35 protein-coding genes are annotated in these 26,249 nt (G+C 41.1%); 1 reads left to right on the forward strand and 34 read right to left on the reverse strand.

The genetic code is table 11. The features are described 5' to 3' along the window. Positions 1 to 446: 446 nt before the first annotated feature. The 15 genes from FTU16_RS14915 to FTU16_RS14985 all read right to left on the reverse strand — a co-directional run bounded on the left by FTU16_RS14915 (position 447) and on the right by FTU16_RS14985 (position 14,596). On the reverse strand, positions 447 to 1,457 hold the full coding sequence (locus FTU16_RS14915) for a hypothetical protein (protein WP_180163561.1): 1,011 nt from the start codon (positions 1,455 to 1,457) through the stop codon (positions 447 to 449). Further along, positions 1,454 to 1,969 (reverse strand): Panacea domain-containing protein, encoded by a 516-nt coding sequence (locus FTU16_RS14920; protein WP_180163562.1) that lies wholly within the window; start codon positions 1,967 to 1,969, stop codon positions 1,454 to 1,456. The genes FTU16_RS14915 and FTU16_RS14920 overlap by 4 nt, the downstream gene beginning before the upstream one ends. A gap of 340 nt (positions 1,970 to 2,309) precedes the next feature. Then, complete coding sequence (locus FTU16_RS14925; RefSeq protein WP_180163563.1) at positions 2,310 to 3,083, reverse strand: N-acetylmuramoyl-L-alanine amidase; 774 nt, start codon at positions 3,081 to 3,083, stop codon at positions 2,310 to 2,312. Next, positions 3,080 to 3,637: a hypothetical protein gene (locus FTU16_RS14930; protein WP_180163564.1), complete on the reverse strand. Its 558-nt coding sequence runs from the start codon at positions 3,635 to 3,637 to the stop codon at positions 3,080 to 3,082. Before FTU16_RS14930 ends, FTU16_RS14925 begins: the two co-directional genes overlap by 4 nt. A gap of 82 nt (positions 3,638 to 3,719) precedes the next feature. Then, positions 3,720 to 4,460: a leucine-rich repeat domain-containing protein gene (locus FTU16_RS14935; RefSeq protein WP_180163565.1), complete on the reverse strand. Its 741-nt coding sequence runs from the start codon at positions 4,458 to 4,460 to the stop codon at positions 3,720 to 3,722. A 2-nt stretch (positions 4,461 to 4,462) separates the two neighbouring features. Then, the gene (locus FTU16_RS14940) at positions 4,463 to 7,357 is read right to left on the reverse strand and encodes a phage tail protein (protein ID WP_180163566.1); all 2,895 of its coding nucleotides are present in this window, start codon (positions 7,355 to 7,357) and stop codon (positions 4,463 to 4,465) included. Further along, a complete protein-coding gene (locus FTU16_RS14945; RefSeq protein WP_180163567.1) occupies positions 7,341 to 7,529 on the reverse strand; it encodes a hypothetical protein in 189 nt (62 codons plus the stop codon). Before FTU16_RS14945 ends, FTU16_RS14940 begins: the two co-directional genes overlap by 17 nt. Continuing rightward, positions 7,526 to 7,759 (reverse strand): hypothetical protein, encoded by a 234-nt coding sequence (locus FTU16_RS14950; protein WP_180163568.1) that lies wholly within the window; start codon positions 7,757 to 7,759, stop codon positions 7,526 to 7,528. Before FTU16_RS14950 ends, FTU16_RS14945 begins: the two co-directional genes overlap by 4 nt. A 7-nt stretch (positions 7,760 to 7,766) precedes the next feature. After that, the gene (locus FTU16_RS14955) at positions 7,767 to 8,684 is read right to left on the reverse strand and encodes a phage BR0599 family protein (protein ID WP_180163569.1); all 918 of its coding nucleotides are present in this window, start codon (positions 8,682 to 8,684) and stop codon (positions 7,767 to 7,769) included. Continuing rightward, positions 8,681 to 9,892, reverse strand: a complete 1,212-nt coding sequence (locus FTU16_RS14960) for a hypothetical protein (protein WP_180163570.1) — start codon at positions 9,890 to 9,892, stop codon at positions 8,681 to 8,683. The genes FTU16_RS14955 and FTU16_RS14960 overlap by 4 nt, the downstream gene beginning before the upstream one ends. 24 nt (positions 9,893 to 9,916) lie before the next feature. Next, positions 9,917 to 12,835 carry a hypothetical protein gene (locus tag FTU16_RS14965; protein ID WP_180163571.1) on the reverse strand — a complete coding sequence of 973 codons (2,919 nt, stop codon included), beginning with the start codon at positions 12,833 to 12,835 and terminating at the stop codon, positions 9,917 to 9,919. Positions 12,836 to 12,893: 58 nt separating this feature from the next. After that, complete coding sequence (locus FTU16_RS14970; protein ID WP_168378335.1) at positions 12,894 to 13,229, reverse strand: hypothetical protein; 336 nt, start codon at positions 13,227 to 13,229, stop codon at positions 12,894 to 12,896. A 307-nt stretch (positions 13,230 to 13,536) separates the two neighbouring features. Continuing rightward, entirely contained in the window at positions 13,537 to 14,067 is a 531-nt protein-coding gene (locus FTU16_RS14975) for a Rha family transcriptional regulator (RefSeq protein WP_180163572.1), read from the reverse strand. Then, positions 14,064 to 14,354, reverse strand: coding sequence for a hypothetical protein (locus tag FTU16_RS14980; RefSeq protein ID WP_180163573.1), 291 nt, complete (start codon positions 14,352 to 14,354; stop codon positions 14,064 to 14,066). Before FTU16_RS14980 ends, FTU16_RS14975 begins: the two co-directional genes overlap by 4 nt. A gap of 77 nt (positions 14,355 to 14,431) precedes the next feature. Continuing rightward, positions 14,432 to 14,596: a toxin-antitoxin system HicB family antitoxin gene (locus FTU16_RS14985; protein WP_005402851.1), complete on the reverse strand. Its 165-nt coding sequence runs from the start codon at positions 14,594 to 14,596 to the stop codon at positions 14,432 to 14,434. Between the two features lie 112 nt (positions 14,597 to 14,708). Between FTU16_RS14985 and FTU16_RS14990 the strand changes: the two genes are divergently transcribed. Next, positions 14,709 to 15,041: an Arc family DNA-binding protein gene (locus tag FTU16_RS14990; RefSeq protein WP_180163574.1), complete on the forward strand. Its 333-nt coding sequence runs from the start codon at positions 14,709 to 14,711 to the stop codon at positions 15,039 to 15,041. Positions 15,042 to 15,212: 171 nt separating this feature from the next. On the opposite strand, the gene FTU16_RS14995 is transcribed toward FTU16_RS14990, so the two are convergent. The 19 genes from FTU16_RS14995 to FTU16_RS15085 form a co-directional block, all read right to left on the reverse strand. After that, positions 15,213 to 15,467: a hypothetical protein gene (locus tag FTU16_RS14995; RefSeq protein ID WP_218955661.1), complete on the reverse strand. Its 255-nt coding sequence runs from the start codon at positions 15,465 to 15,467 to the stop codon at positions 15,213 to 15,215. Between the two features lie 11 nt (positions 15,468 to 15,478). Continuing rightward, positions 15,479 to 15,874: a phage tail assembly chaperone family protein, TAC gene (locus FTU16_RS15000; RefSeq protein ID WP_180082645.1), complete on the reverse strand. Its 396-nt coding sequence runs from the start codon at positions 15,872 to 15,874 to the stop codon at positions 15,479 to 15,481. Between the two features lie 3 nt (positions 15,875 to 15,877). Continuing rightward, positions 15,878 to 16,366, reverse strand: coding sequence for a phage tail tube protein (locus FTU16_RS15005; protein ID WP_180073750.1), 489 nt, complete (start codon positions 16,364 to 16,366; stop codon positions 15,878 to 15,880). An 88-nt stretch (positions 16,367 to 16,454) separates the two neighbouring features. Next, on the reverse strand, positions 16,455 to 16,973 hold the full coding sequence (locus FTU16_RS15010; RefSeq protein WP_180163575.1) for a Rha family transcriptional regulator: 519 nt from the start codon (positions 16,971 to 16,973) through the stop codon (positions 16,455 to 16,457). A 123-nt stretch (positions 16,974 to 17,096) separates the two neighbouring features. Beyond that, positions 17,097 to 17,453, reverse strand: coding sequence for a DUF3168 domain-containing protein (locus FTU16_RS15015; RefSeq protein ID WP_180163576.1), 357 nt, complete (start codon positions 17,451 to 17,453; stop codon positions 17,097 to 17,099). Then, a complete protein-coding gene (locus FTU16_RS15020) occupies positions 17,450 to 17,917 on the reverse strand; it encodes an HK97-gp10 family putative phage morphogenesis protein (protein ID WP_180163577.1) in 468 nt (155 codons plus the stop codon). The genes FTU16_RS15015 and FTU16_RS15020 overlap by 4 nt, the downstream gene beginning before the upstream one ends. Before the next feature lie 7 nt (positions 17,918 to 17,924). Further along, positions 17,925 to 18,254, reverse strand: a complete 330-nt coding sequence (locus FTU16_RS15025; protein ID WP_180163578.1) for a phage head closure protein — start codon at positions 18,252 to 18,254, stop codon at positions 17,925 to 17,927. A gap of 8 nt (positions 18,255 to 18,262) precedes the next feature. Continuing rightward, positions 18,263 to 18,553 carry a head-tail connector protein gene (locus FTU16_RS15030; protein ID WP_180163579.1) on the reverse strand — a complete coding sequence of 97 codons (291 nt, stop codon included), beginning with the start codon at positions 18,551 to 18,553 and terminating at the stop codon, positions 18,263 to 18,265. Beyond that, positions 18,550 to 19,986, reverse strand: a complete 1,437-nt coding sequence (locus FTU16_RS15035) for a phage portal protein (RefSeq protein WP_180163580.1) — start codon at positions 19,984 to 19,986, stop codon at positions 18,550 to 18,552. The genes FTU16_RS15030 and FTU16_RS15035 overlap by 4 nt, the downstream gene beginning before the upstream one ends. Before the next feature lie 10 nt (positions 19,987 to 19,996). After that, positions 19,997 to 20,164 (reverse strand): hypothetical protein, encoded by a 168-nt coding sequence (locus FTU16_RS15040; protein ID WP_171292543.1) that lies wholly within the window; start codon positions 20,162 to 20,164, stop codon positions 19,997 to 19,999. 76 nt (positions 20,165 to 20,240) lie between these two features. Then, entirely contained in the window at positions 20,241 to 21,572 is a 1,332-nt protein-coding gene (locus FTU16_RS15045) for a phage major capsid protein (RefSeq protein ID WP_180163581.1), read from the reverse strand. Beyond that, positions 21,566 to 22,183 (reverse strand): HK97 family phage prohead protease, encoded by a 618-nt coding sequence (locus FTU16_RS15050; RefSeq protein ID WP_180004048.1) that lies wholly within the window; start codon positions 22,181 to 22,183, stop codon positions 21,566 to 21,568. Before FTU16_RS15050 ends, FTU16_RS15045 begins: the two co-directional genes overlap by 7 nt. Positions 22,184 to 22,237: 54 nt before the next feature. After that, entirely contained in the window at positions 22,238 to 23,911 is a 1,674-nt protein-coding gene (locus FTU16_RS15055; RefSeq protein ID WP_180163582.1) for a terminase large subunit, read from the reverse strand. Positions 23,912 to 23,915: 4 nt separating this feature from the next. Next, on the reverse strand, positions 23,916 to 24,368 hold the full coding sequence (locus tag FTU16_RS15060; RefSeq protein WP_180163583.1) for a terminase small subunit: 453 nt from the start codon (positions 24,366 to 24,368) through the stop codon (positions 23,916 to 23,918). Between the two features lie 109 nt (positions 24,369 to 24,477). Beyond that, a complete protein-coding gene (locus tag FTU16_RS15065) occupies positions 24,478 to 24,633 on the reverse strand; it encodes a hypothetical protein (RefSeq protein WP_180163584.1) in 156 nt (51 codons plus the stop codon). Continuing rightward, on the reverse strand, positions 24,630 to 24,923 hold the full coding sequence (locus tag FTU16_RS15070) for an HNH endonuclease (protein ID WP_180163585.1): 294 nt from the start codon (positions 24,921 to 24,923) through the stop codon (positions 24,630 to 24,632). Before FTU16_RS15070 ends, FTU16_RS15065 begins: the two co-directional genes overlap by 4 nt. Before the next feature lie 248 nt (positions 24,924 to 25,171). Continuing rightward, entirely contained in the window at positions 25,172 to 25,711 is a 540-nt protein-coding gene (locus tag FTU16_RS15075; RefSeq protein ID WP_180163586.1) for a hypothetical protein, read from the reverse strand. Continuing rightward, positions 25,695 to 25,970 carry a hypothetical protein gene (locus tag FTU16_RS15080; protein WP_180163587.1) on the reverse strand — a complete coding sequence of 92 codons (276 nt, stop codon included), beginning with the start codon at positions 25,968 to 25,970 and terminating at the stop codon, positions 25,695 to 25,697. Before FTU16_RS15080 ends, FTU16_RS15075 begins: the two co-directional genes overlap by 17 nt. 25 nt (positions 25,971 to 25,995) lie before the next feature. After that, entirely contained in the window at positions 25,996 to 26,136 is a 141-nt protein-coding gene (locus FTU16_RS15085) for a hypothetical protein (RefSeq protein ID WP_180163588.1), read from the reverse strand. Positions 26,137 to 26,249: the final 113 nt, after the last annotated feature.

The following is a 26,249-nucleotide window of genomic DNA, read 5'->3' on the forward strand; positions in this document are numbered from 1 at the left end:
AAAGTCGTTTGAATGATTTCTTCTTGGTCTACGTGCCATAAAATACTCCATATATTGATGTTTATAACATCATTTGAGGAGCAGAGTATCACTTATAGGAGTTGTTCAAATTTCCGGATCCATCTCTGCCCTTGGTATCGTTTAATCAAGAAATAATAGTTGATTTAAAATATTTTGAAGATCTGTCGTCAGAATCCAAACTCAATAGCATGATCAAAGCTTATAACAATTTGGTAAGTCAACATGTGGATTATTTAGACAGCTACATTAAATGCCCTGATAATAAATTAATATCTGAAGACTTTGTCTCGAGAGGAAAAGTATTTACATCTGGACTAAATAGCACTTCACAAACTATTCAGTCCAACCTTAAAGAGTATATATTATTTAAAGATATTCTAAAGTAAGCCCTGATTTGAGGGCTATTTCAAACATAATTAAGTTTACTATTCTTTATCAGAACCCTTCTCATTTAAATGATTTGATAAAGTAAATTTCTCCACTACAGTAATTTCTTTATTTTCATTCCCTGGCTTTGGTTTCGTAACTGCTTTATTGCTACTTTCCTCTACGCCTAAAGGCTTAGTAGTTGTTGTTTCGGTTGTCATGCTAAATAAATTTTCTTTATTAACTTTATACATACCAACTAAGCTAATAAGCAGAATAATAAAAAAACAAGACACTGATTTTGTGTAAAAATCCCAAAAAATTGGATTGTACCATTTGTAATTTGATACATTCACATTATTTAACTTACCATTGTTTTCCAATGAGTTTTGCAAATTACTCATTGAATTAATCCACTTAACCATCATATTTAATAAAGTTAGTAAGCAAATCATTAAAAGAGCAATAATAAAAGTTAAATATGGCCACCTAGAATTTACTTCTAAAAGTTTTACAGTTGATCCAATTAAATTCACCCCACCAAAAAGAGTGAAAATGATTGAAGCAAAGATGCCTAGAATAGTGACGAAATTTGTAACCATACCACTAGACATATCTTTTGCTTTCTTTGCCTGTTTTCTCGCAAATTCAGCTTGTTTTTGGGCAATATCTGCCACTCTATTTGCTTCTTTTGCAGAATCAAGCATAAATTGTTTTTGTATTAAGGCTAGTTCAATATGTAAAGCAAATTTTTCATAACAAGCAATCACATGATCTTGTTTAGTACTTAAATCATACAACCCAAAAGTGTTCTTAATTTCTTCTATTATAGTTGTGGTAAATCCATTAAACGTATTCGATTTAATTTCACTTAATTGATCATTAAAAACCAAAACCGAAATATCTTTATAAGGAAGGTTATAAAATGTTTCGTTAGCAGTCTTTGTTACATACACATCTACCAATACACTAAACATTGCAGCAGTTTCTTCTACGACTGCCTTCTTGTTAAACTCATCTGGGTTTAGATGCCTTTTCACAAAGGCATCTAGTATATAATCTGTACTCATTTATCACTAATCGACTTTGCTAGCTTTAATTCAGAATCAGAATAAGTAAGTTCAATGCCATTCATAATATCAGGCTCAAAAGCTTTCCATGCATCCTCATCATGAGTACGTTCAACAAGATCAAAAGCCTTCCAAGGTAAATAACTCTTTATAACAGGCTCTGCTGTAGTTATAAATTCAATATCTTTAGTGAGAGTATCAGCCACAAAATCTTTACGAGAAAAACCTGTTTCGCACATTTCTAATATTGCTTTTGGTTTAGCAATATGATGAAAACCTGAAGACTTAAACTCGTGATAAACTTCTTTAACTACTGGACCATACTGCCATTTTTGAAAATCCTCATTAAATAATCGCTTTTCAAATTTTTTAAAATACTCGGCAGCAATATAATATAAAATTTTTTGAAGCTTCAATGGGGTCAAAGAATATTTTGATAAATTATTTTGATCATTATTTGCATACCACACAATATAGTTGGCAATTTCCATTGCTGTATATTTATTATTCATATTTCACCTCACATATTACACTTAAATCAACAGAACTTAGTAAAAAAGCTAAGGGTTAACATTGTCGAAAAACAGTGACGGTGTACATTTTTAAAATCCTTAATTTAGATACGACAAAAGGCAAGACTTTTCTTGCCTTTCATTACTATTCAAATTATAGCATTTGCTATAAATAAGCAACAGTGTGGAACATTAAAGTTTCACAAAAACCAGCCATCCTTAAGTACGCAGAATATTTCTAAACACCTCAATTCACACACTGCACACATCTGGTCATATGCACTTTCGATACAATCGAATACGCTGTGCCGCCTGAAGCAGGATGCACAGATGTAAAAGATCAAATGCCTTTTTCATGTTCGATAACTACTTGAGCAACAGCTTTCGCAGCCGACCAATATTTTGAATGAAATGCTGCAAGTTCCGTATCATTCGAAATAAATCCGAGTTCTACGATCAAGCCACCAGCATTGATAAATCCAAGTTTTCCACGGGCTGACTGTGATTGATCAATCCACCCCTTATCACCACGAAGGCGACTGCCAAAAACATCAGCCACGGCTTTAGAAAGTTTTTGAGCCAAGACTTTGTCTTTCGGCAAAGCAATGGTCTCAATGCCATTCGCCTGTTTTGATGCAGCAGCATTCATGTGGAATTCAATTGCGATCGATGCACCTTTCGCCAATGCGATAGCATTTGTAAGCGGGAGATTGATTGTTCCTGCGCCATCAGTTTTATAAGACAGACCTGCGGCTGCAAGATAATGTGCTACAGCATTTCGGAATTGTCGCACCAATTCAGCTTCTTTGTATTTGCCATTTACAGCACCTGGATCGCTATTGCTATGCCCTGCAGTAATCGTCACAAATTGATTTACATCGTGTAGTTCAGGCTGCTTTTTCAGGCGGGCAAGAACCATGGCCACGCCAACAAACATACCAACCCACTCTGCAATGTTTTCAGGAATCTTGTTTTTTAGTTCCTGTGGAATGACATTCCAGATATTTAAAAACTGCTCTGAGAATAAAATCAAGGCATAAAAAAAGGCGCTAAATGCGCCCACTTGTACTGACTTTAGTTTCCAAGCCTGCTTCCAGTTATCGATTAGTTTCATTTTTCCTCTCTCATATTTCGTTCATAAATTTTGTTGCGGATTTCTTCAACCGTTCTTAAGAGTTGGTCAGATTGTTTTTCAAGAACCTGAATGCTTTGAGCGTTGGTCGTAGCTTGGGTATTTACTGTGTCTGTTTTGCTCGTCTGAGTATTCCAAGCAACTACGAATAGACCTGCTAAAAAAATGCCACCAAAGCGCACAAGATTGGTAATACTGTCGATCTTGGTCTTACTTTCATGTAGTACCCTGATTTGTGAGTCCACCTCCTTAAATCTTGGCTCAACTTCATTTCTGAGCTGCTTAATCTCACTTTTGAAGTTTGACTTTGCTCGGTCCAAATCTTCTTGCAGATTGTCACGAGTTTGAGTTAAGTCATTGCGGGTCTGTTGATGCTCCTTATTGAGCTGCTCTAACTGCATATTCATGCGGTCGAGCTTTTGGGGCATTTCAGCGAGCTTATCCATACTTTTTCCAAGATCATTAATCTTGTCTGAGATGGCAAGAAGCTGCCCTGCTGTTGCTACTGGTGGATCGGTTGTGTAGTCATTTGGCATTGCGCCCCCTAATTTTTGTCAATAAAAAAAGCACCTGAGGTGCTATGCGAATGCAAATTGAAATCTATTTTTCATCGTCATGCTAAATAGCCTGTATGCGCGATGCAAATGCCGACCAGTTTGGTGCTGACTGATATGCTGCGACCGATGCGGCTGGGACTTTAATGATGCAGGTTGATTTAAGATTAGAAAAACTACTTGATATGATAGTTGGTGGTGCTACCGCCATGCAGATAATCTCATCACAAGAAAGCCACTCGTAAAATGCTCGCTCCCCTATGCTCGCAATACCAGCATGTAAGTATAGGCTTTTAGCACTATTCCAACCATAAAAACAATCTCTGGGAATTGAGGTGACTTGGTTTGGAATAGTTAATTCCAATGCACTTCTCCATCCATTAAATGCGTTTTCTTCAATAACTTGTAGCGATTGAGGCAATTGCAAACTTAAGGCATCATCCCAGCCATAAAATGCGTAAGAATTTATTCGAGTTACATTACCAAGTATTTTTAAACTTTTCGCATATCTCCAGATTGATCTAGACTGTGTGTCGCTGTGCGGTCTAAATGCATATCGCTGTATCGTTCCTGATATTTGCTCTGTTAGTGTGACATCCGTAATATTGAGAGGGAAATCAACAAATGATCCATCTATTTGAATAACACCTCCGCCTGTTATATTACTCGGAGCAAAGAGTTCAATAGATTTTGTTGCACCTTCTTTTTCAGCAGTCACAGTGACTTTTTGCCCACTTGTATAAGAAGCTGAAAAAGGGACTATAAAGTCCCCATTTGCATCTGCTACCCCTGTATAAGTCGCCATTTTTACTCCTTAATTTCAATTGTAATTACTGCATTTGGTTCAGCTTTAACACTAATACTTGAACCATCGAAGCTCATATTAGCTTTGAGTGACTCATCTACATTTACAGAAATATTTGCTGTTGGCACTGTTGAGCCGATAACTTTATCTTTTGCTGCCGTAGCTGTGAGAACTAAACTCACAGATTCAACAAAGAAGTTGTGTTCAAAGATTTGGTAACTTTCAAATCCATCACGCACAGACCAAAGTTTCAATTTGTGTGCTTTATTCTGTAAAAGCACTGACGAAAGGATTGCATGACTGTCTAAACCAATACCACTTGCGCTGTAAATAACACCATCCTGAACCGTGGAAAGCTCGATTGAATAAGTCACTCCATTTTCAATTGTTACACCACTTTCATACCACCCGATAATTTCACCTCCAGTTTGTTGGACACGGTTTCGATGCGCCCAAGTCAACAAAATATCGTTAGAAATAACGTGAGTTTCTGGAAAATAATTTCCATTAAGTTTTACATTTGCAGGTGGGTATGGTCTGAATGCACGCGCATTCATTTCAATAGCAATTGAGCCTTTATTTTCAAGCATGCCAGACGGAGTGGTTGTGAGAGCCGACACAAGAACTTCCTCACCAGCAACATATTCGGTCGAATCAAAAGCAACATCATTTCCACAGAAATAAAGTTTTGTACCCGCTCCCCATTCTTGCGGCAACGAATCAAGAGCACCACGTTTTACGCTTACAACACCCGTATATGGATCCATGCCTTCAAACACCATCCACTCACCCGGTGTTCCAATCCAATCACTGCCACATTTAATTAATGTACCAATTGGCAAGCCTGAAATTGCAGCACTATCTTTTACTATAAAGTTTGTTGATGTTCTTGAAATAATCTGATCAAGTTCAGCGACAGGCTCGTAGTTAATTGTTGCAGCACGCACCCATTCTTCGCCTTCTGTACCATCGTGCGTCATCATGACAGCGTAAAGAGAATTGGATTGTGGTTGTTGAGCTACAACACCAACTAATCCAAAGTTATTTTCATAACTTAGCTCTTCATCAACTTGACGCTGACCAAGTGCCATAACAGCCAAGTAATAAGGCATTTCAAAAGGCTCGTATGGACATGCTAGAGGCGGCTGCACACCAACATCAATTGGCTCATCAATAACAACATCAGACCACAATTGACTTGAATAAGGCACAACTTCAACAAAATCAATCGATACATCAGCACCCGTACCAAGATTAATTTTCATGATCCGAACTGTAATTTCACCTTGCCATTTTTGTGGCCAAGCTAATTTTAGAAGGTCATAGCGATTCCATTTTCGCGCATTGTATTCAGCCGTCGTGAAAGAGCCCTTCCACACCGGTGATGACATTTGCTTTAATTTCCATTGCGCCACAATCGCAGCATTTCGCTGATTCATGAAATATGGAAAATCTGCATCTTCAGCGTTTACACGCCCATTTAAGTTGCGAATCGATGCGTTTTCAGCAATTGAAAATGATGAGGTTTTGATTGCATCTTGATTGTAGTAAGTCACATTGAGTTGATTAATTGCTTCATCCGCATTTGCAACCTCAAGCGACATGCTTTTGATTTTATTGACAGCAATGCTGTGAATTTCACTTTCATCAAACCAGTCATCACGAAACAAAACCATTTCATAAAGACCTGTTTGGCGATTTACGCGAACGCCCGCTTCGATATGTCCACATAATTCTTCAATTGCTTCCAAGCATGATTTTTCAGTAATTGACCATGAGATTCCAAGGCCTTCATCCCAAATTCGATCCGCTGCTTTCATAAAGTTTATGTCATTTACATCGGACTCAGGCTTACTCATTGCTGTGTCATCAGTGAGAATTTCGCGAATTTTGTGAATTGGGTTGATGTCCGGAGCTTCCGTCTTTGTTTTAAAATTTCCGTCAGTTTTGCTTAATCTAAAATAATCACAACTATAGAATAACCCCCAGGTATTATTCATAGCCAAGTCAGGCTTGATGCAATGAATAGAGATTCCTAGCACTCCACCAGCATCCATAATTCCTTTTACTATTACAGTTCTAAGTGCTGTAGATTCATCCTTTTCACTTGAAACACTAAACTCTAACCATGAGCCAATTGGCTCAACCAATACCTGCTCACCCCTTGCAACAAATTCTGCATTTACCTCATGTAAGCCAGTTACATTTTCAAGACTGAATGTGATAGATACCTCTATACTTCTATCATCATAACTTCCACCACTGCTAAATATTGGCGCATATGCAAAAGATAAAACAATTTCACTGCCTGGATTGTAATCTCTCGCATCACTTTGCGTGTACGGCAGCACATTTCCGAATGAGTTAATGTGTACTGGAATTCTAACAACATGGCTTATGTACTGTTTTGATTCACTTGCATAAAAATGAGTTTGAGGTATCTCACAAACCCATGGTCTTTCCACACCGGTTGCGTACCATTGCTCACGACCATCATTGCGAATTCTAGTGCGCTTCGGCCACAACAGCATTTCTTTCATATAGCCTGAGTTACCCAGGTAAAAATCTTTAAATGCTAGGCATGATTGATACGGATACGCAAGCGGTGGCAGATCATTTTTAGCCAAATAACTTCTGTAAAAATCGACAGGTTGAGGGTTTGCAGTGCCGTAACGTGCATGAATTTGACCAGCCACACCACCTTCATTTTCACCATATAGATTCGGTAAATTTACATCGCCAATTGCAAGTGGATTTTTCTCCTCATCAATGAGTGGAGTTTGCCACCCTCGTTTGTCAAAATTTATCCCAAGCACTTTTTCAATCGGATTGCCAATAAATAAAAGGAAATTGGCAAAATAGCGATACCCTGTTACTTGCTTACTGCTCCCGCCCATTTGCCACCTCTACAACCTGCATTGCCATTGCATCATTCGTATTAATAAAGTCCTGAGCATCACGCCCATTCTTCAGAAAATCCTGCCAACCCCAACCTTGAGCCAAAAAAAATGCCCGCGATCCGCGAGCACACATTTTGGCTTTCCGTAAATCCGAGATATATATTTTCATTTCTTCCCGCCTTTGCTTTTGATTGCAGTGGTTTTTTGACCCCAAATATGTGTGATGTTTCCATACATGTGTGGACTACCTGCAATGTCGCTAAATGAAGTACCTTCATCAGCGATGGTTCCATCCAGTTGATTAGCTTTTGGCTTGTTTTTCTTCTGTTGTTTCCGCATCTGAAGGTAGTTGTAGACACCTACAGCGATACTCACCAATGCCGCAATTAAAATAAACATTGGGACCTCACTTAATTAACTGTGTTTCCAATGGGTTTTGACTCGGAATAAATGGATGTCCTGCAAAATTCAGGCTGTTATTGAGTTTTTCATGACAGGTTTTTAATGACTGATCACAACCTGGCGCAACACGAACCACATCACCAACTTTTAAACCGACATGCTGACGATAAAGGTTTAGAGAATTTCCACCGCCCGCCGTGATTGTGGTGTAAACACCATCTTTCACTAACAGGCCTAAATTTAGCCATGATGCCGAATATGCTTTGGTTTCCATGACTGGCGCACCATCTTCATAAGTTGGATTGCCTTGACCATCCAAAACAGGTTGACCTAGTTCATCTAAAACAGGGATTTGCTCAAAAATCGGATTACCTTCTTCATCAATCATTTGTGTAGGCACAACTGCAAAGCTCACTGTCAAACCATTGATCGCAGTCACTGTGACTTCAAAAGACCATTTATTAAAATTCAGGCCACACCAGCGGTCATAGATTGAATTCGGGCACGAAGACTGAAATTTGCGCGTCAAAATATTGCGGTTTAAGTACGATTCGCCCGTCTCACACACCAGCGTCAGCGTGTCTGCATCTTCATCAAATTTCGGCTGCGTCACACGGCCTTTATGTAATACCAGCGTTTCGTTTTGGTACAGCTCAAGGATTGTGACCGTTACGCCACCATAAAAGATCTTTCCTGCAAATACTGCAGCAAGGTTGTCACCTTCCGCATTTAATAAGCTCATTTGCGGAAGTGTTACTTCGGTATCGCACTTATCAATGCTTTCATCTTCAATCGCAGTGCGTGAAAGACCGCGAATTGGCAGATAATCAGTGCCTGCGTGTGTGATTACTTTACGCTGATTGGTGAAATACCACGTGCGAGTACCGTGCTTAAATTGATAGAGTTCCGCTCTCGTTTTCATGATGAAAGCTCCACGATTGGCACAGTGACTTGCGTTTTATGTGCACCTAAAAATTGAAATTCAATCTGGTCAGCATCAAGCCGATGCAAGCCTAAATAGCAAATGGTTTGGATGTTGCTGCGTTGAGCATTGATTGCTGGCGATACAGTGAGTGAACCGCCTGTTTTCGCAGTAATCGTGTGCACTGTCCAAGTGCCATCTTTGCGTTTCACAGCAATGTGTTTACGATCCGCTTCAAGCAAATACTTTGTGTTTGTACTGAGTGAAGTTGTAATGTTGCCAGTATTGAGAATATTCAAATGCTTCTCATACAATGGCATCCAAAAGGCTTGAAATCGTCCCATACGACGAAACAAAAACTTGCGATACTCCGTGTATTGGTTCCAGTCACGTAGTAAAGACTTAAATGGTTTTAAATATCGTGGCTTGGCCCAATGCGTAAAATCTTGAAAGCCACCAACATCACCATCGACAATGTTTTGATGCTGCGTCAGTGTCATTTCTAATGAGCTACCATCCAACAACAAAGGCCTGAAGTAAATATCATCACCAAGGAATTGCTCAGGCACATCAGCTTCAAATTCAGGCGAATCCTCTGCAATCACGCGAAAAACTACACTTGAGTTGGACCAAAATCCGCCAGTATTGATTGATGCATCGCCATCAATAATGCAGATCCGTAGCGGCATGATTGCTGCATTGATTGCTGTCACATTGGCTGCAAGTCGGAAACCATCCTGATACTCAGTAATCAATTCTTGAATGATTTCTTGCGTTTCAGGATCTCGAATTTCTTCTTGCACAATGACGTAGCGACCTATGCTTACAATCTCAGCAACTTGAGCGCCCTCAGAACTTTCAAGCAAAATAAAACCGACTCTAAGGTCGGCTTGATGTGCTGTCGTGTTCATGATAATGAAGTCGCTTTCTTCAAGATTTGGAATAATCTGTCGAAACTGCGGCAGTGGAATACCCCACTGTTTACGCAAATTTGCATAGAGCATGTGGTACATATCACCCATGGCTTTACGCATATTCACATAGTTGAAGCTCAAGACTTGACGAGGTGCATCACGCTGAATGTATCGAATTTCGCTACCATTAAACGATTCATGCACCTCAGTTTTAAACTCAAGACGTTCAGTAGAATCAAGCAGAGGGCAATTTGTTAATACGTGTACTTCGCCATATTTGGTTTGTATTTTCATTTTGTCCTCAAAAATAAACCTGAGTTAAACACCCAAGGCTGAACGGTTTCGTTTAAAGAACTTCACAAAAGCTTTTGTGCCATCAGGACTGAATAAGTAATCACTCAGACTTTCACGCTCATCTACAATAACGAAGTTCGGGTTTAGGTTTACTTGAGATTGACCACTTGAGTTTTGGGCTTGGGAAAGATAGTTAGTCAAATCCTTATTTTGCTGTGGATTCAACACACGTTCACCACCGTCCAGCAGCCAAGTACCCTCTTTCGGAATGTTATCTATACCATTGTGGGCCATACCTGTAATATTTACCGACCTAATGCTTGCAGCTTGGGCAACCTGTAATGCTGCCGCTGCCGCTCCAATTGCGGGCGCAATATACGGGCCAATATAAGGCGTCCCAACAACAGCATCATAAGCTTTTGAATAAGCAGCTGGGATGTTTAGCATTGCTTGCGCAACAGCAAAAGCTTTTTGTGCAGCAAACAATACCGCATAGGTTTTAGAGTTTTCATCAACTAGGCTTGCAAAACCTCCAAGCATACCCTCCATATAACTAGCAGTTGATTTAGCTTGAAGTTGCAACCTTGCGTTCTGATATTCTTCCTCAGTAATCAACATCTGAGCACGCGCTTCAGCAAGCAGATCCATGTCTTCTTGGTATGGCGATTTATCCAAGCCCATCATGGACTTGTAGTCTCCCCACACATTTTCACGTTCAGCATTCGACTCCAGGCCCTGATTGAAGTTCGCCTCTTTAACAAGACTTTGCTTCATTTCAGGTGAATATTCAGCAGTATTGAGAATCTCTTCTCGTACTAATGCGTAATATTCTTTGGCGTAGTCGGATGCCGTCATCCAGTGACGTTTTGCTTCAAGGAGTTGTTTTTTATCACTCAGCTCTTTTTGTTTCTGAGCTTCCTGATATTCGGCAACGTCTTTTTGATATGCAGCATTCTGTTTATCGGTGTACTCCTTGATTGCAGAATCGTCACCAGCAAATGCCTTTTGGATTTCAAGAATCTTGGCTCCATGCTCAACTTCCATTTTTTCACGTTCAGAAAGATATTGAAAAACGATGGATTGCTGTGCTTTCTGAGTTTCGGCTTGAATCCGTGCGGCCTCCTCATTTGTTTGCGCAACTAAGCTAAGCTCGTCTTGAGCTTGCTTGGCAGCTTCCGCTGTTCCCTTAAATCCAAGTACAGATACATGCAAATGCCCACCCGTTGCACGTGCAGATTTTTGCTTATATTCATCAAGAATTTTTACAACATAACCATAACGTTTTGCGACACTTTCAAGCTGTGCAACTGCTTGTGCAGACTTAGACGCATCAGCAATTGTGAAATCAAAGGCATTACCAGTCGCATGCTTACTGTTCGTACCCTTATGGTACAAATCATTAAATGCCGTAAATCTATTTAAATCAACACCAAGTTGCTTTTGTGCCAATTGTGCAAAATTAGCCGTGTAGCCACGGACCTGACCACCAGCAAATGCCTCAGATGACTTAATGCGCAACCCAGACAATGCAGAAGCACCAACCATCTTATTTAGGTTTTCTTGCTCTTTTGCAGCTTTGGCTGATGCCGCAGCAGCTTTCTCTTTGGCTTTTGCGTTTTCATCAGCGGCCTTTGTGTCAATCTTTAATCCTTTTGCTGATTGATTGGCAGCCGCACTGGTTTTTAAAAGTGCCTTAGCTAGTGGATCAGTTGCTTTCGTGGCATTGGCATCCATAACCACACTCATGCTTTTCAATGTGCTTGAGAAGTTTTCAGAAAGGCCATTCATTGCATTTTTTGCAATTGAAACACCTTCTTTTACGCCTGCCCCCAAAGCTTTAGCTTTATCAACTACGCCATCCGCATTCCACACATTTTGCGCAGTAATGGAGATATTTGCTGCTTGCTCTGCAAAAGCGGAAACCGCAATAACAATAGATTTTATTGATGCTGCCAATCCAATAATAAGAAATCCAACACCTTTGGCAATAACACCTACAGATTGAATAATGCTTCCAAATTGACCGCTCTTTTTTGAGCCATCCATGAACTGTGAAATCAAGCCGTTTAGGATTGGCATCATCTGTGAAGCAAGTTGGTTCTTAAATCCCTCATAGCGAATTTGTAGGCTTTCTGTTTGCGCCGCAAGGAGTCTTGATTGCTCCATGCTCTCCTTAGTTTTTAATACACCAGCATCCTCAAGTGCTGAACCATATTCATCTAAAAGCTTTCCATTTTCAGCAAACAATGGCGCAAGATTGCCTAAATCTGATGCTAGACTTTCAAATACAAATCGGCGCTCTTGTGAAGTAACACCTAACTCATCCATCTTGTCGTTTAGCAACTGGATAGCTTCAATACCATCCTTGCCTTGCAGGGTCTTAGCAAAGGACTTGATCTGGTCCTCAGACATTTTGGTATTATTTTTTAATGCGTCAAAGAAGTCAGCAGCCCCACCGCCTTGAGTTGCACTGAATTCACCTAATTTTTCCTGTGTATCAGCAAGAATAGAGCCTAATTGATCTTGAGATACCCCCAAACCCAAAGCAGCACGTTCTAAAATTTGAAAGCTTTGCACACTTGTGTTTGCGCGATTTGCTAATACTTGTAATTGCACATCAGCTTTAGCAGTCTCAATTGCAAGTTTGCTTAGTCCAGCAAATGCAACTACAACGCCACCTACCGCCATTCCAGCCAAGGCTGCACTTGCAACACCAACACCCCCTTTTATGGAACCGAGTTTGCTATTAAAACCATCAATAATTGAGCCTAACTGGGTTCCACCTAAAGCATCTGCTACCTGATCTTTAAAACCTGAAAAGGCCTTACCCATGTTATCGGTGGTTTGCTTGGTTTTACGTTCAGCCTGTGTCATCCCTTGCTCGAACGAACCAAGCTTTACTGCTAAATCTAAAGTCAACCGACCAAGTGATGCTGCTGCCATAACTTTTCCTCAGGCAATAAAAAACCCCGCAAATGCAGGGCTTTTGTATTTAATTTATTTAGAAGTCATAGAGACAATTTGCAGATTCTCTAATATATAAGTCTATTTTTTCTCTTTTCTGATCCTCAAAACTTAAAGGAACAGGTAGCTTATAAATATTTTCTGCTTCTCTTTTTAGGCGATTTAATGTTTCTACATCATCATTACCAAGAACATTGTCCAAAAACTCTTTTTGATCGCCTATACTCCAGCCGTCTACGTGATTCTGGTACATGCGCGCATAACCATCCGCAATAATGCTGCATTTCTCCAAATCGGTTAGCTCGCTAACATTTTTGCCAGCTAAAACCATAGCTGAAAACATTACTAAAAATAAAGCCAATAGTCCGCGCACACCCTACCCCAAATATTAGTTATTTGAGACAAGATACTAATTTATCGTACAAAAAGAAACCCACCGAAGTGGGTTTGTGGTTAGTTAAGAGTGAATGCAATAATCACCAGAATCAAGAATAGAAAATAAAAACTCCACCTCCACCTAAAAGCTCTTTGTTGGTATTTGTTGCATTCTGCTCTCCACTCTCGAATTTCTTCACGGTCAAGGCGCATTACCTCAGATGTAATCTCAATCTGATTATTAAGCTCAACCAGAAGTTGATCTCGAGTCATTAGCAACGTGTCTTCATCCAATCTTTCCAAAGTCATTGATACACCCCTGAGTCATCCGCATCCAATTGAGGAAGATAAGGTTGTATTTCACGCTCGATCTGCTCCAGCTCTTCAAGTAGCAAAGGCTTTTCATCCTGCCAAGACCGCATATTTCTAGCAGAATCACTAATTGTTTCTTTCCGTCTTGTGAATTTAAGACTTACAAAATTATGACGTTGCATCATCGACATGCCACGTTTAATTAAGTTTTCCTGCATCCAGTTAAACGCATTAATGTAATCCTCCTTAAACTTAGCAGCCTCCTTACCAGTAAATCCCATTGCTAGGAAAACAAAACCATCTTTCGTGATATTGTAGTAGGGTAATTTTCTGCCAGTCGCATCAGTATATTCACTGAGCGCAAAATTGCGCTCAGTAAAACCTTTTGAGCATTCAAGCTTTTTAATTGCTCGAAGTACGTCGCGATGGTTTTTCTTAAACACTTCCGCAACACGCAAACTACTTGTTGTTGGCATGCCATGTCTAGAATCTACTAGTGAATCAAAATTAATAACCGCATTCATGCCGCTAACTCCTCTGCAAAAAGTGATGCCAGTTGTGGTGAAAACTCTTTAAAGAATTCAAATTCTTCTAAGCAGTCATCTTGCGAGTCGTTTGCAATCCCAGACGCTAAACGCGCTAAGGTTTCGGCTGTTGAATGTTTGCTAGACTTTTCGGCAATTACACCCGCCAAGGCTTGCAACTGAGCAAATCTAAATTTTGCGGTACGAATTGATTCAAGTAAGCGCAATAATTGGTGTTCACTGATCTGAACTTGCTTACCTTTGGAAAAATGGGTTATATTGGACATAGTTAATATTCCTTTGTTAGCGCAAATAACCTTGTTTAATCTTGGCGGATGGCAAGGTTTTTTTGTGCCTGTTGATTTCATGCTTTCGCACTCTCTTTTTGGTTTAAATAAAATTCAACAGCCTTATTGATTAAATAATTCATTGAACGCTCTTCTTTTCTTGCATGAGCTTTTAATTCCTCATGCAACTCATTTGACACTCGAACACGAACATCAATAGGTTTTTGACGGCCTTCTTTCATAAAAAACTCCTAGTCACCCTTTGGGTGCATTAAATATGTCACCCTTTTGGTGACTTGTCAACACCCATTGGGTGATATACATTTATTTAATATTAGGATTGAAACCGCAAACATGACCACGTCAAGAGATACTGGCACTCAACACAAGTTGAGAATGCCCCCAGAACTAAAAGAAAAGTTATTTCACTCAGCTAAAGATATGAACCGATCTTTAAATGCTGAGATTGTTGCCCGCCTAGAAGAAAGTTTTAATGAAACAGGCTTAGTGGCTTCTGATCCATACAAAAGAATGCTTTTAGCAAATGTCGCTATGATTGTTGCAAGCGAGGCAGATAACCCTAATCCATCCTTTACCAGAGCCATGGAGCGCATCACTAAAGCAATTATGGTTGATGAGAAATATCTTTTTGATATTTACAAAGAATTAAAAAACCAAGAAAAGTAAGTTAACGCTGACTAAGTACCAGATCTGGTCTTTGCTTCCAGAGCCTCAATTTGAGGCTCCCGATATGATGCTCAAATCTGAGAATCATGATATGCAAATTCTCACATCAAACTCTGCAAATTTGCAGATCACTCCTCAAATATGAGGTTTAAAAAAAGCACCCTAGGGTGCTTAAATCCCTTTTTGCATCATCTCATCTACCGTCAAAATTTCATCTTCAGGCTGGTCTTCGTGCGGCATAAAAGAAATTGCTTTAATATCTTTGGCACCTTTAGATGCCAAGTATGTTGCTGACAAATTTCCAAAGCCTTGCTCAATTCTGCGGCCAATGAAAAGCGAACCTCGGAAGTTTCTGTATGCAGACCAAAACATAAACTCCTCATAGCTGAGGTTGTTTTTTGCCTCAGCTATGGTTTTCCCGCCCACACCATTTAAAACTAGCTCTGCCCAGAGCTCTTCTCTGTATTCAATTCCTTTCCCAGTTTTTCTGCATACTCCTGCAAACCCTTTAATCCAGAGACTTCATTAAAGATTTGATTTGCTAATGATTGTGTGAAATTTGATTCCACCAATTCTGGAGTAAAAACTTCTTCGCCAGACTCACCAACCAGAGCTAATGCTATCCAATCTGAAATAACCCGACTATCGTTATTATTTAAGCGTCGATGCAGATCTTCTGTCTTAGAAAAAGGCAACTGTTTAATGCGTATATCAACAGTTTCAATTTTTCCATTATGGTAAAAATCAACCGTTGCTTCACGAACTTCACCAACCAATGCGCCACTAGCAATCGACTTAATATCAAATGTACTTTTCTTTACTTTCTTAGCCATGTTTTAAGGTCCTACAGGTGGGATTGTGCGAATTGTTTCATTCACAATAGAAGTTTTCTTCATTGGGAATTTGTAGCCAACAAATTGCCCTTTCACGAAAGTCTTCTCAGCCAACTTAAGATACCCCTCCCAAACCCACCAAGTGCGAGAAGGTGGCAATGTAACCGCACCGCCTGCGACCTCTGGGGGAGCATCTGAATTGCTTGAGCCTAAATACCAAGTGACTTTTTTACGTGGTGTGGTTTTTGAAAGTGCAATCAGTTTTAAGTGAGATGAGTTTTCATCATCAAGATCAATTGATAGCGACCCTTCACCCGGTGTTTTCTTGCCCGGATCGAAGTTATCTTCTTCGTCGTCAAGACAAGTCACATCAATATCTTCTTCAGTGTCTGTACCCAATTCCAGCTCTTTTGCACACTGAACCGATTCAACTGCGGTCGCACCTTCTTCGTGGTAATACAACTGTGATTTTTGAACTTTAATACGCGCCATGAGTAGCTACTCCTCAAATTTTTGGCATAAAAAAGCCACCGAGTGGTGGCATTGGTTTAGAAATAATTAACCCAACTCAAGGCTGGGCTTAATCATCAAAAAGCGGCAAACACGGTTGCATTAACTTCTCAACTTCCTTGATTGCGCTAATTAATGTGTCTCTCTTTTTGCGATAACTTCCGAGAATATGACCTGCTAGACTTGCATCTGCTTTCTCTAAGCCAAGTTGCAGATTCAATTTATTGTGAATAGTAGTGTGTGCTTGATGTTGATTACTTAAATACTCTTTGGTTCTAAAGAACGCTTGCACCAAAGCACATTTAAAATCGACAACTCGCTCAGTGTTTCGCATTAATGTCATCAGGAAGGTCGCCTGCTGTTCATTCAGCAAGGCTATACGTCTGGTCTGAACACCACCATCAGTTTCAAAGGGTCGCATTTCAAATGCCACCCTTCCAAATTTGTTGAAGTGATGTATGTGTGTTTTGATTAACTGCATCACGGCTTTATGGTTGGCTTTGGAACCATCTGCTATATGAAGTGATGTTGTTAAGGCCTTGTCGCCCTCAACAATTACAATTTCATCCGTAGTCATTATGTTTGTCATGTCTTGCTCCTGATGCTCAATTGATAAAAGCAATCCACCCGAGCATCAATCAATGTGGTGAAATGCTTTGTAAATTTCAGGCATAAAAAAAGCGCCTTTTCGGACGCTGTATAAAAAATTAAATTATGTTTCAGACCACCAGTTCATATCCCAACCTCGGCCATGCAATTTAGTTTCAGCATCAATGCTGTCGGGATGCTTTCCGTTGTAGTAGAACCCTGCTTTTTCAAGCAAAGTGCGCACTTTCAGGCGCAACGTTTCAGCTTCCTTGGGATTGGAATGCCAAATCACCATTTGATATGTGTCGTTTTCATCGATCGCACCACAATCAATAGTGTTTTCAGGTTCTGAGCCTATGCCTTGAAAAACCAAATATGGAACTACTACACCAATGTCTGCTTGGCCTAAAAAGACTCGATCTCCGAATTTTGATGCTAAATAAGTATCGGCTTTAATCGTTTTGGCGATTGGAGCTGTCATTTTGCGAGTTCCTTGTCTAATTCAACACTGAAAACTTGTGAGAATTTATCAGTCACTTTTTGGATATTGCTGCTCATAGCGGGTCTCATAAAAGGCGTGGCAGGCATGTTGGCACTGCCAAACTCCAAATATCTCCAATAGGTCGTGATTCCACCAGATAATTTAGATAAGGCTGCGCGATCAGTATTTGCATTCTGTGCAGCACCGCCACGTACACCAACACGCATCACAATTTCATTTTGGCTTCGAGTTTTACCGCCAGATACTGCGATATTTTTCCAGATCTTTTCTGATGTTTCAGGATCATCGATCGCTTTAGCGTTTACTCGTGCTGCATCCCGAACAATATTCATTGCTTGGCGTGCTGCTTTACGTGCTATGCGCTTGGCTGCCTTACTGCTCGTCAATAACTTGAGTTTTCGATTTAGCTCATCAATGCCATGTATTTGCACATCAAGTGACATAAGCACCTCACATAGTTGAAAGCAAGAACGTCACCGACTCGTAACCTGTGTTTGTATCTTCAAGCGCTTGACTATCAATAGCGTAGGTTTTGCCCTTGTAAATCACACGCATGGTCGTGTCGATATCTTCTCGATAGCGGATCTTTACACGTGCGACGACTTTGGAATTACTTGCTTGTGCGGCAATTAGGTCCTTACCTGATAAATGGGTGACTTTGGCCCACAAAGGCATGTAATCAACCCACTGTTCAGGGATTGGATAGCCATCTTCATCACGACCTGACGTAAAGTGTTGCACCATGATTCGATGGCGGAGTTCGCCAGCGCTTTGGGTCATAAAACCTCCTAAATCGCTGTAGGCTTACGATATGGATATAACAAGGCTTGCACTGGCATAGGCAGATAATTACCGTTCAGCGGTGCATCTGATTCAGCATTTCGATATTTATCCCAATACCCACAAAGCATCAGAATCGCTTGGTGAATCGCTTTCGGATATTCAAACTCAAATTCATCTGTGATGTAATTTTTAACAGCACTATCAGCTGCATCTAAATAACCTTGCAGCATCGTATCGTTTGCATCATCGTCATAGCGCAAATGCTCTTTAAGAGTGTCTAAATCAACAATGCTCATTCATCACCCCATTTCTTTTGCGCTAATTTAAAGTTTTCATGGCTAAATTCACCTAAATGGTCTTTTTCACAGTGCCATAACGAGCCTTTATGTGTCACAAAAGAGCCTTTTTCATACTGATTTTCAGTCTTAAAAACGCCTTGATATTGGCCTTTTGGGCCTGAATTTTCGGTATTTTGAGGCGTATTTGGTGCAGATTTGCCAAAAGGATAATCCAACTGGTCACGCTTAGACAATGCTTCCAACGAATAGTTCTGCTGTTGCATGTAAACCGTGTCACCGCCCACCAAAGGCTCTAAATTGAACTGCTGACGCGCTTCATTTGGTGTAAAGATTGAAGCCTTAACACCGCGTTCCTGAATACCCATTTTTGTTTCTTTATCCATGCGGAGTAGAGAATCAACATCAAGGAATATTTCAAGGCCACGCGCTTTTAAGTCAAATGCATCATCAAGCAGGTTTTCAATAGCTTCTACCGGGCTTTGTAGACAGTCAGAAAAATAGATTTCATTCAAATCACCAACCTTCTGCCCTGCTGGAATCGTTCCATAGCCCACCTTAAACGCTGGCACATGTAACACTGAGCAAATAATTTCATTCGACATTTTTAGCTGCTCAATCGTTTGAGTATCCGAAGCTGTCATGCTGATTGGCTGATATTTCAAATCATCACCCAGTACCGCAGTTTTACCGATGTTTTGGCCTGTATAGTTCGCATTCCATGCTGCACCGATGGCACGTGCTTTATCTTCTGAAATCGCACCAGGTGCAACCAGAATGCCGCTTGGTCGACTCATATTTCCAAAAGAAGTTTTGGAATTTTTCAGAATATTTAAACCTAATCCCGCTGAAATTCCATAAGCAGTAATAGCAGGAATGCCTACTAGTGGATGATAGAGACAGTTTTCACGATCATGGATAATCTCGGAGGCTGGAACAACAACAGACTCTGTGCCATTCAGCCGATCAACTCCCAGCTGGTAAAAGACTTGCCCATCATCACTAATCAGTGGTTTTGTTTGATCTGGATTTAAAATAACAATTTTAACTACCTGCCCAAATACATCACGCACCTTAAATCCGTATGCATTACCACGGAGCTTTCGACAGATCATCCAGAATTCTAAAAACTGCTGCCAGTTTTGGTAATGGTTTGGACGTTTAAGAACAACCAAGTCATCAGGAATGGGCGCATCAACTAAAATTTCGCCTTTCTGCCTTTTAAGCAAAACACCCATTTTTCCAATGTCTTGAGAGATCAAGGAAATACATGAGAAAACTGCAGGATGTGCTGCCAAATCTTCACGAGTCAGCTCATCATTCTTTTGCCAAGCACCAGAATAAGGCTCATGCACAAATAAAGAAGTCCACCCTTGGTTTGAATGGACACTTTGCAGTGATTTTTTTCGGAAAAGTCTGTCAAAAATGCCCATCTAAACCGCCTTATTTTTGCTCTGTGGTATCTGTTTTGGTCTTGCGAGTCGTCTTTTTAGGTTCTTCGTAAGCTTCCGCCACACCTGTTTTAATCAAAATGTTTGCTTCAAATTCGGTAACTTCAAGCACATCACCTGGATTGGCGTTATGCATAACCTTTAAATATTTAATCTTCATAGACTGTTCCTATAGCTAAACAATTGTGATGCTTAGATATAAAAACAGCCCCTAAAAAGGAGCTGTTTTAGGTCGATTAACCACCTGTTGCATAGTTAAGAAATGCTGCAGCAATCGGACGACGTTTAGCCCAAGTGATGAACTTCTCAACACGTACCGCAAATTTGTTTTCTTGCCATAAGTGGTGAGTCGTACCACCATCAACCAAGGTTGCTTGATCAGAGTAAGACACATCCACACCACCATCCTGAGCAAGCAGGATTTCAGAAGTCTTCACAAGAATGATCTTGTCGCCTACTGCCTGCGATGTGATGACTGGGATACCCATTAATGTACGGGTGCCGCGAAGCGCCATACCTGTGAAATAGCTATTGCCTAACGCATCACGCAACAAACTGATTTGTGCGGCGCGTGTTTCAGACATTAAGAAATATGAGCCATCCAATGAAAGGTTGGCTGTCACAAAGCTATTAATAAGAGCCAATAGGTCAGCTTCATAATTTGCTGCTGTAGTGCCTGTATTTGGAGTGGCTGTTACCCCATTTAAAACACCTGCTGGGCGCGTAGTTGATGCAGCCACCGCATCAAGGAAAGTATTATCAATAAGCGTTTTTGATGCTTCGATAAGATCATCACGCACCAAAACATCTACCGCTGGATCAGAACGTCGCATTAATTCTTGTGTATAAACCGTGATTGCGGCAAGCTTGTGTTCTTTAATTTCAACTTCACCGTAGGTTGGGTTGGTTAATGGCTTGGCCGCACCTTCACCCACCCAAGCAGCAGTGCCGCCTGTTAATTGGCTTGGGATTTTTGAGTTGAACGGTACATTACGGAAGCCTGTAAGTTGGTCAAATACAGTTGCAGCACGGAGCATGTCAACAAATTCACCAACCAAGCGGTTTTCTTGCACTAATGCAGATGCAAAACCAACGTCTGTTGTAGTACCGAGTGTGGCTTTTGTCACTAAGTCCTGAACTTCACCACCAAAGCCCATTTGCTTAGCCATGTCTACGGGTGAAATGAAGTTGCCGTTTTTGGCTGCCAATTGTGAGCAAAGCTTTGCACGTGCGTATTGTGCAAAACCAACACCTTTGGGCAGGTTTGATTCCACCTGAATGCGTGGCACTTCTTTTTTACTTTCAGCCGTGTCTTTTGCTTCCTGCTCAGACTCACCTTTTGCAGCTGTAGCAGATTTTGCAGCTTTTTCGGTAGCAGTGATTAGCTTTTCAATGCGCTGAGCTTCTTTTTCCAGCTGCCCTACTTCTTTTTCCAGTGAATCATACTGGGTGTTCTGCTCAGCATTGAGCGTTAAGCCCTTTTCATGAGCTGCTTTATGTAGCGCTTCCATAGCCTTCTGTTTCTCAGCGATGGTGGCTTTAACTTTCGCTAATTGTGCTTTTAACATAGCGGAATACTTCCTTCATTTGGATTAACTAATTGAATAGGCTGGATGCCTTGTTTTTTTTCTGTCACATCGCTGACAGGAGGGTTTTCTACTTTCGGGTTTTGCGGCTCGTCACCAATCGCGGTTTTTTCTTGCTGCTCGAAAGATTTAGAAATCGATTTAACTTCTGTGATGGATGCTTCTGCATTTGCTGGGATGGTTACAGCTGATAATTCAAACCACTCCCACTCTTTAAAATGCAGACCCCATGAACGCGGGATGTCTTCAACTGTGAGACCGCGAAAGCCAATAGATAGACCTTTAACCAGCCCTGACTTAATGGACTGCCAAGCCTCATCAATGCGGTCTTTCAACTTGCCTTCTTCTTCGATCTTGGCGATCTGAACAGTCACCTCTATGCCTTTGTCTGTCACTACTGCTTCAGTGACTTCACCAATTGGCTGTGAATGCATGTGCTGCCAAAGGAAAGGAATAGGTAAAGCAAACTTGGCACCTTGTGGATCCACAATATCGTCGGCTCGATCCGGGCTTGGAGTTGAAGCAATTCCCTTAATAATTCGTTGCTCAGCATCAAACGACTTGACCTGTAGCAAGCTGTAAGCTTTTTTCATTGGATTCCCCAATAAAAAAGCCCGCTTAATGCGAGCTTTGGTTAAAAGATTTGGTTAGATAAAGAAGACGTTGTAATCTTTTTCGGCCTGTTCCGGATTCATTGACATCAAGGCCACCGCGTTAAACGTGGCAATCAATGGATCAATCTTCCCAACACCTGATTCCTGTTTGCTGATCATCATGCCGTTGCCTTTCACGACGGCACGCGCATTGCCTACACACCAAGTCATTAGCCCTTGTCCTGCATGGTAAAGATTACCTTCAGCAAGCTTCCGCTCGGTTGTTAAGATATAAGACATGAGCTTAAATCCCTGCTGGACCGCAATAAGCTTGTCTTCAGGAATGCCAGCATCAAGTAAGCCATCCAGTAGACCACCCAAGCCAAGAGGATCGAGTCCAACTTTATCGAGCTTTCCTGAGTCGAAGCATTTCTTTGCAATGGCGGCTAATTGGTCAATGTCATCACCAATACGCTCAACAATGGTCAGGCTGCCTTCTTTTTCATAATCGGCATACTTTGGCGCATTCTCTTTACGTCGCTCAACTGCAGTTTTATTGCACCAAGCATGATTCCAGAGCCACCATTTACGGCTTTTGTTATGCCGACCAAGTACAGCAAAGCCAAGCAAATCATCCAGGCCACCACCATCAATACCGCAGGTGATGACATCTGATTGCTCGATCAGTTTATCCAAGGTGAATTTTTTAGATTGCTGCAGCCAATATTCAGCACCAGCCCATCTGTTGGCGCGAAGGTTTAGGCCAATTGGTACGTTTAAGTGTTTTGCAAGAAAGTCACGCAGCGATTCTTCGCCAGCATCTTTAACCTTCTCAAACTCATTAATCAGGTAATCAAGATCAACCGATGCACCCAAGTTTGGATTGGTGACATAAAAGTTTTCAGGTTTTAAATGTTCATCCGCTTCAAGCATCCATTCTGGAAACTCGTAAATCAGCGGTAAGAACTGCGGATTGACCTTTACACCGTCCCGAATATCACGCGCATAATCTAGCAATTGCTTGAACACACCGCATGGCGTTTCATCTGACATGGTAGACAGATAAATCACACAACCTTCGGGTCGTGATGCAAGGCCACCCTTTGCTTCACGAAACATAGATTCAGCATTTGATCTTTTACCAAAGAGCCAAACTTCGTCAATTAGAATGATTGAAGCCTTTTTACCCGCAGCAGCGTTACTTTCCGCAGCAATCACTTTTAAGGTCGCATTCGTACCCAAATGGGTGACTGTTTTAGTGTGCTCAGACACATTGAACATTTCCTGAAGCTCAGGATCGGCTCGAATGAAGTCTCGAATTGGATTAAAACTATTATCTGCGACCTCTTTCGTGGGCGCTAACAGGATGAGCTCAGCCGACATACGATCATTTAAGATCAAGGCCACCATCATGATTCCAGCCGCAATCGTGGACTTAGTATTTTTCTTAGAGATCAGCAAGAAGAATTCGCGAATTAAACGCTTCTTCTGCACCGGATCGTAGGCACCAAAGATCGCCCGGACAAACTCAATCACCCAATCGAGTGTGACTTCACCCATTTTCGGGCTACCCATCACATCGACCAAGATTAATTCTTTAAAAATCCGCTCTGCTACATCCGCCACTTCTGGAAAAAGCGGTTCACATGGCATGAGTGACTTTTTAGCGACAATACGCTCCTCCCAATTGGGACACGCTGTGGACCAATCAGGTGTTTTTGTATTCATAAAATCAACTTCTCAACTGCGAACCAAGCGTTCCAAATTTCCCGCCTTGAGTGGCTTTTTTAGCTTCATCGGCTTTGGTTTCTTTCTTACCTTTTTCAGCAACCTTGCCGTGGAAATATGGAAGAGCTGCTTTTGCTGCATCCATTCGCATCTTCATATCTTCAACCGGATCAGTCCAAATCTCTTCTAAAAATTTGAGTGGGTCAGCACGACTGCCAGCAGTTTCAATGTCTTTTTTAGTGATGATTGGTCGTGGTTCTGGCTTGGAATCAACTTTAACTTCGGTGTTAATCTTAAGCCTTTCAATGTGTGCAATCACATCAGGGTCTTTGGCTAATCTCGATCCAGCTTGTGAAGCTGATTCAGGGCTGTACCCCGCGAAAATAGCGGCTTGCTTGTTATCAGCACCATCATGTTTAGATTGGGCAAATGCCTTCTTTTTTGCTGTTAAAGCCATGTGCCCTCCTTTAACATATTTGTGAAATGGGAAATTTTTTTGTAAATGAGATCGGGGGCGGTGTCCGCTGGCTTAGCCTTTTGAACTTTTTACCTCCCCCCCACCATCTTTAATTTTCCAAATACTTTTCAATTAATGCATCGATGTTTTGCGCACGCTCAATTAGTGCTTGCTTGGTATCGTTTGGGATTCGTGGATCAAACTGCATGCCTCGCATAAAGTTTGCAGTTGATTCAAGTTGTTCTAATAGTTCTTCATTACTCATAGCCTGCTTTCCTTCTGAGTCTTCTCTTTATGACACGGCGCACACAACGACTGAAGGTTGGCTTCATCATCTGTACCACCTTGAGCCACGTTCTTAATGTGATCCAACTCTAGATCCATAGTCACACGACCACAGCACTGGCATGTCCACTCATCACGTAAATGTATCTTCTGCTTCAGTCTGCGCCATGGTCTACCACCTCGACCACTGCCCCAATTCTTTTTAGGTTCAAGTCTTGGTTGCTGCGGTGTCATTGCCTGCAATTTGGTTTGGAGTCTTGGGAGTTTCATGAATCAAGGTACTCATGTTGGCTTGGCTCGTCCTCGTCGGGATTTAACTGAAGCAACAGCTCCTGTATCTGACTGCTCTGTGTCACCACTATCTGAATCAACTGACTGTTCTGTTGCAGCACTTGATTGTTCTGCTTTACGATCTCGGTTAGTAAGTCGAGAAATTGCTTTTGTGATAGATTCTTTTGAGTTGTCATACATTGCCTTTAGTTTTAGTCTGCGTTGTTCACAACCTTCACATGCCATAGTTATTCCCTCAAATACATCAAATCATCAGGTACAGTTAAATACACACCAAGCGTCACATTGGCGAATGCATGGACCTTGTCGCAAAACTCAGTGAATTGTTTTTTATTAAGCTTGCTAGACTTCACATGATCTTGAATAAACATCTTCACCACGCGATTGTATTTAGCTGTGTGAGTAAGCTTCTCTTGTCCATCAAGCAATCGCAACACATCACGATAACCCATCACAGCCTCGTAAGCTTCCGCTGCCGCCTCACTATCTCTTACACACATACGAGCTAAGAATTTCTTCTTCATCTCGTACTTAATTGTTTCAGGCTCATCACCTGTATGCTTAGCCAATTGACCAAACCACATATGCAATAAACGATTCTGCGCTTTACTGCGGTCATCTTGTTTCTGATCTATACGAACAACCAACGGCTTGCCATCACTTAACGCATTCGCATGGTGTTTATGCATGTAGGCAATGGCGCGACCTACTTCTTCAAATGACTTAATGACGAACGTTGCGGGTTCGAGTTTAAAAGTATTCTTCATCCCTTTTACCCATCATCAACTCAACCTTAACCAACCATTGTTCGAATAGCTTTTCACTTTCTTCGCGATTGCCTAGCTTGAACTGATCAAATTGACTGTGGCATGAATGACATAACGGTACTGTGAACTCGTCACTGGCTTTGATTGATCTACCCTTACCATGCTTAGCACTATTTGAATGTGCTGCTTGTGAGTCTGGGTTACCACAACGCACACACGGCAGCTTTCTGATTTCAGCGAGTCGTTTTGGACTTCTCATGAAGTAATTCTTCTATGCTTGCGATCTACTTACCAATCTTTCTCAACTCAGCACCACAGTCTTGACGAAATGCGTAGCTTGAATACAAATGGTTGTAGTTCATCAAGCGAGCTTGGTTTGCTTTAAGCAGCTCTAGATTTTTGGATGCCTCCACTCGATCAGCCATGATCACCCCACAATAAGAAAAGAAAAACCCCGCCAATAATGCATATTGAGCAGGGTCTTATTTGCCGTAATACGTTCGGCTATTTAAGGTTTCGATTAAAGTGTATTGTTTGT

This window comes from Acinetobacter sp. YH12069 (assembly GCF_013419675.1).
Taxonomy (GTDB): domain Bacteria; phylum Pseudomonadota; class Gammaproteobacteria; order Pseudomonadales; family Moraxellaceae; genus Acinetobacter; species Acinetobacter amyesii.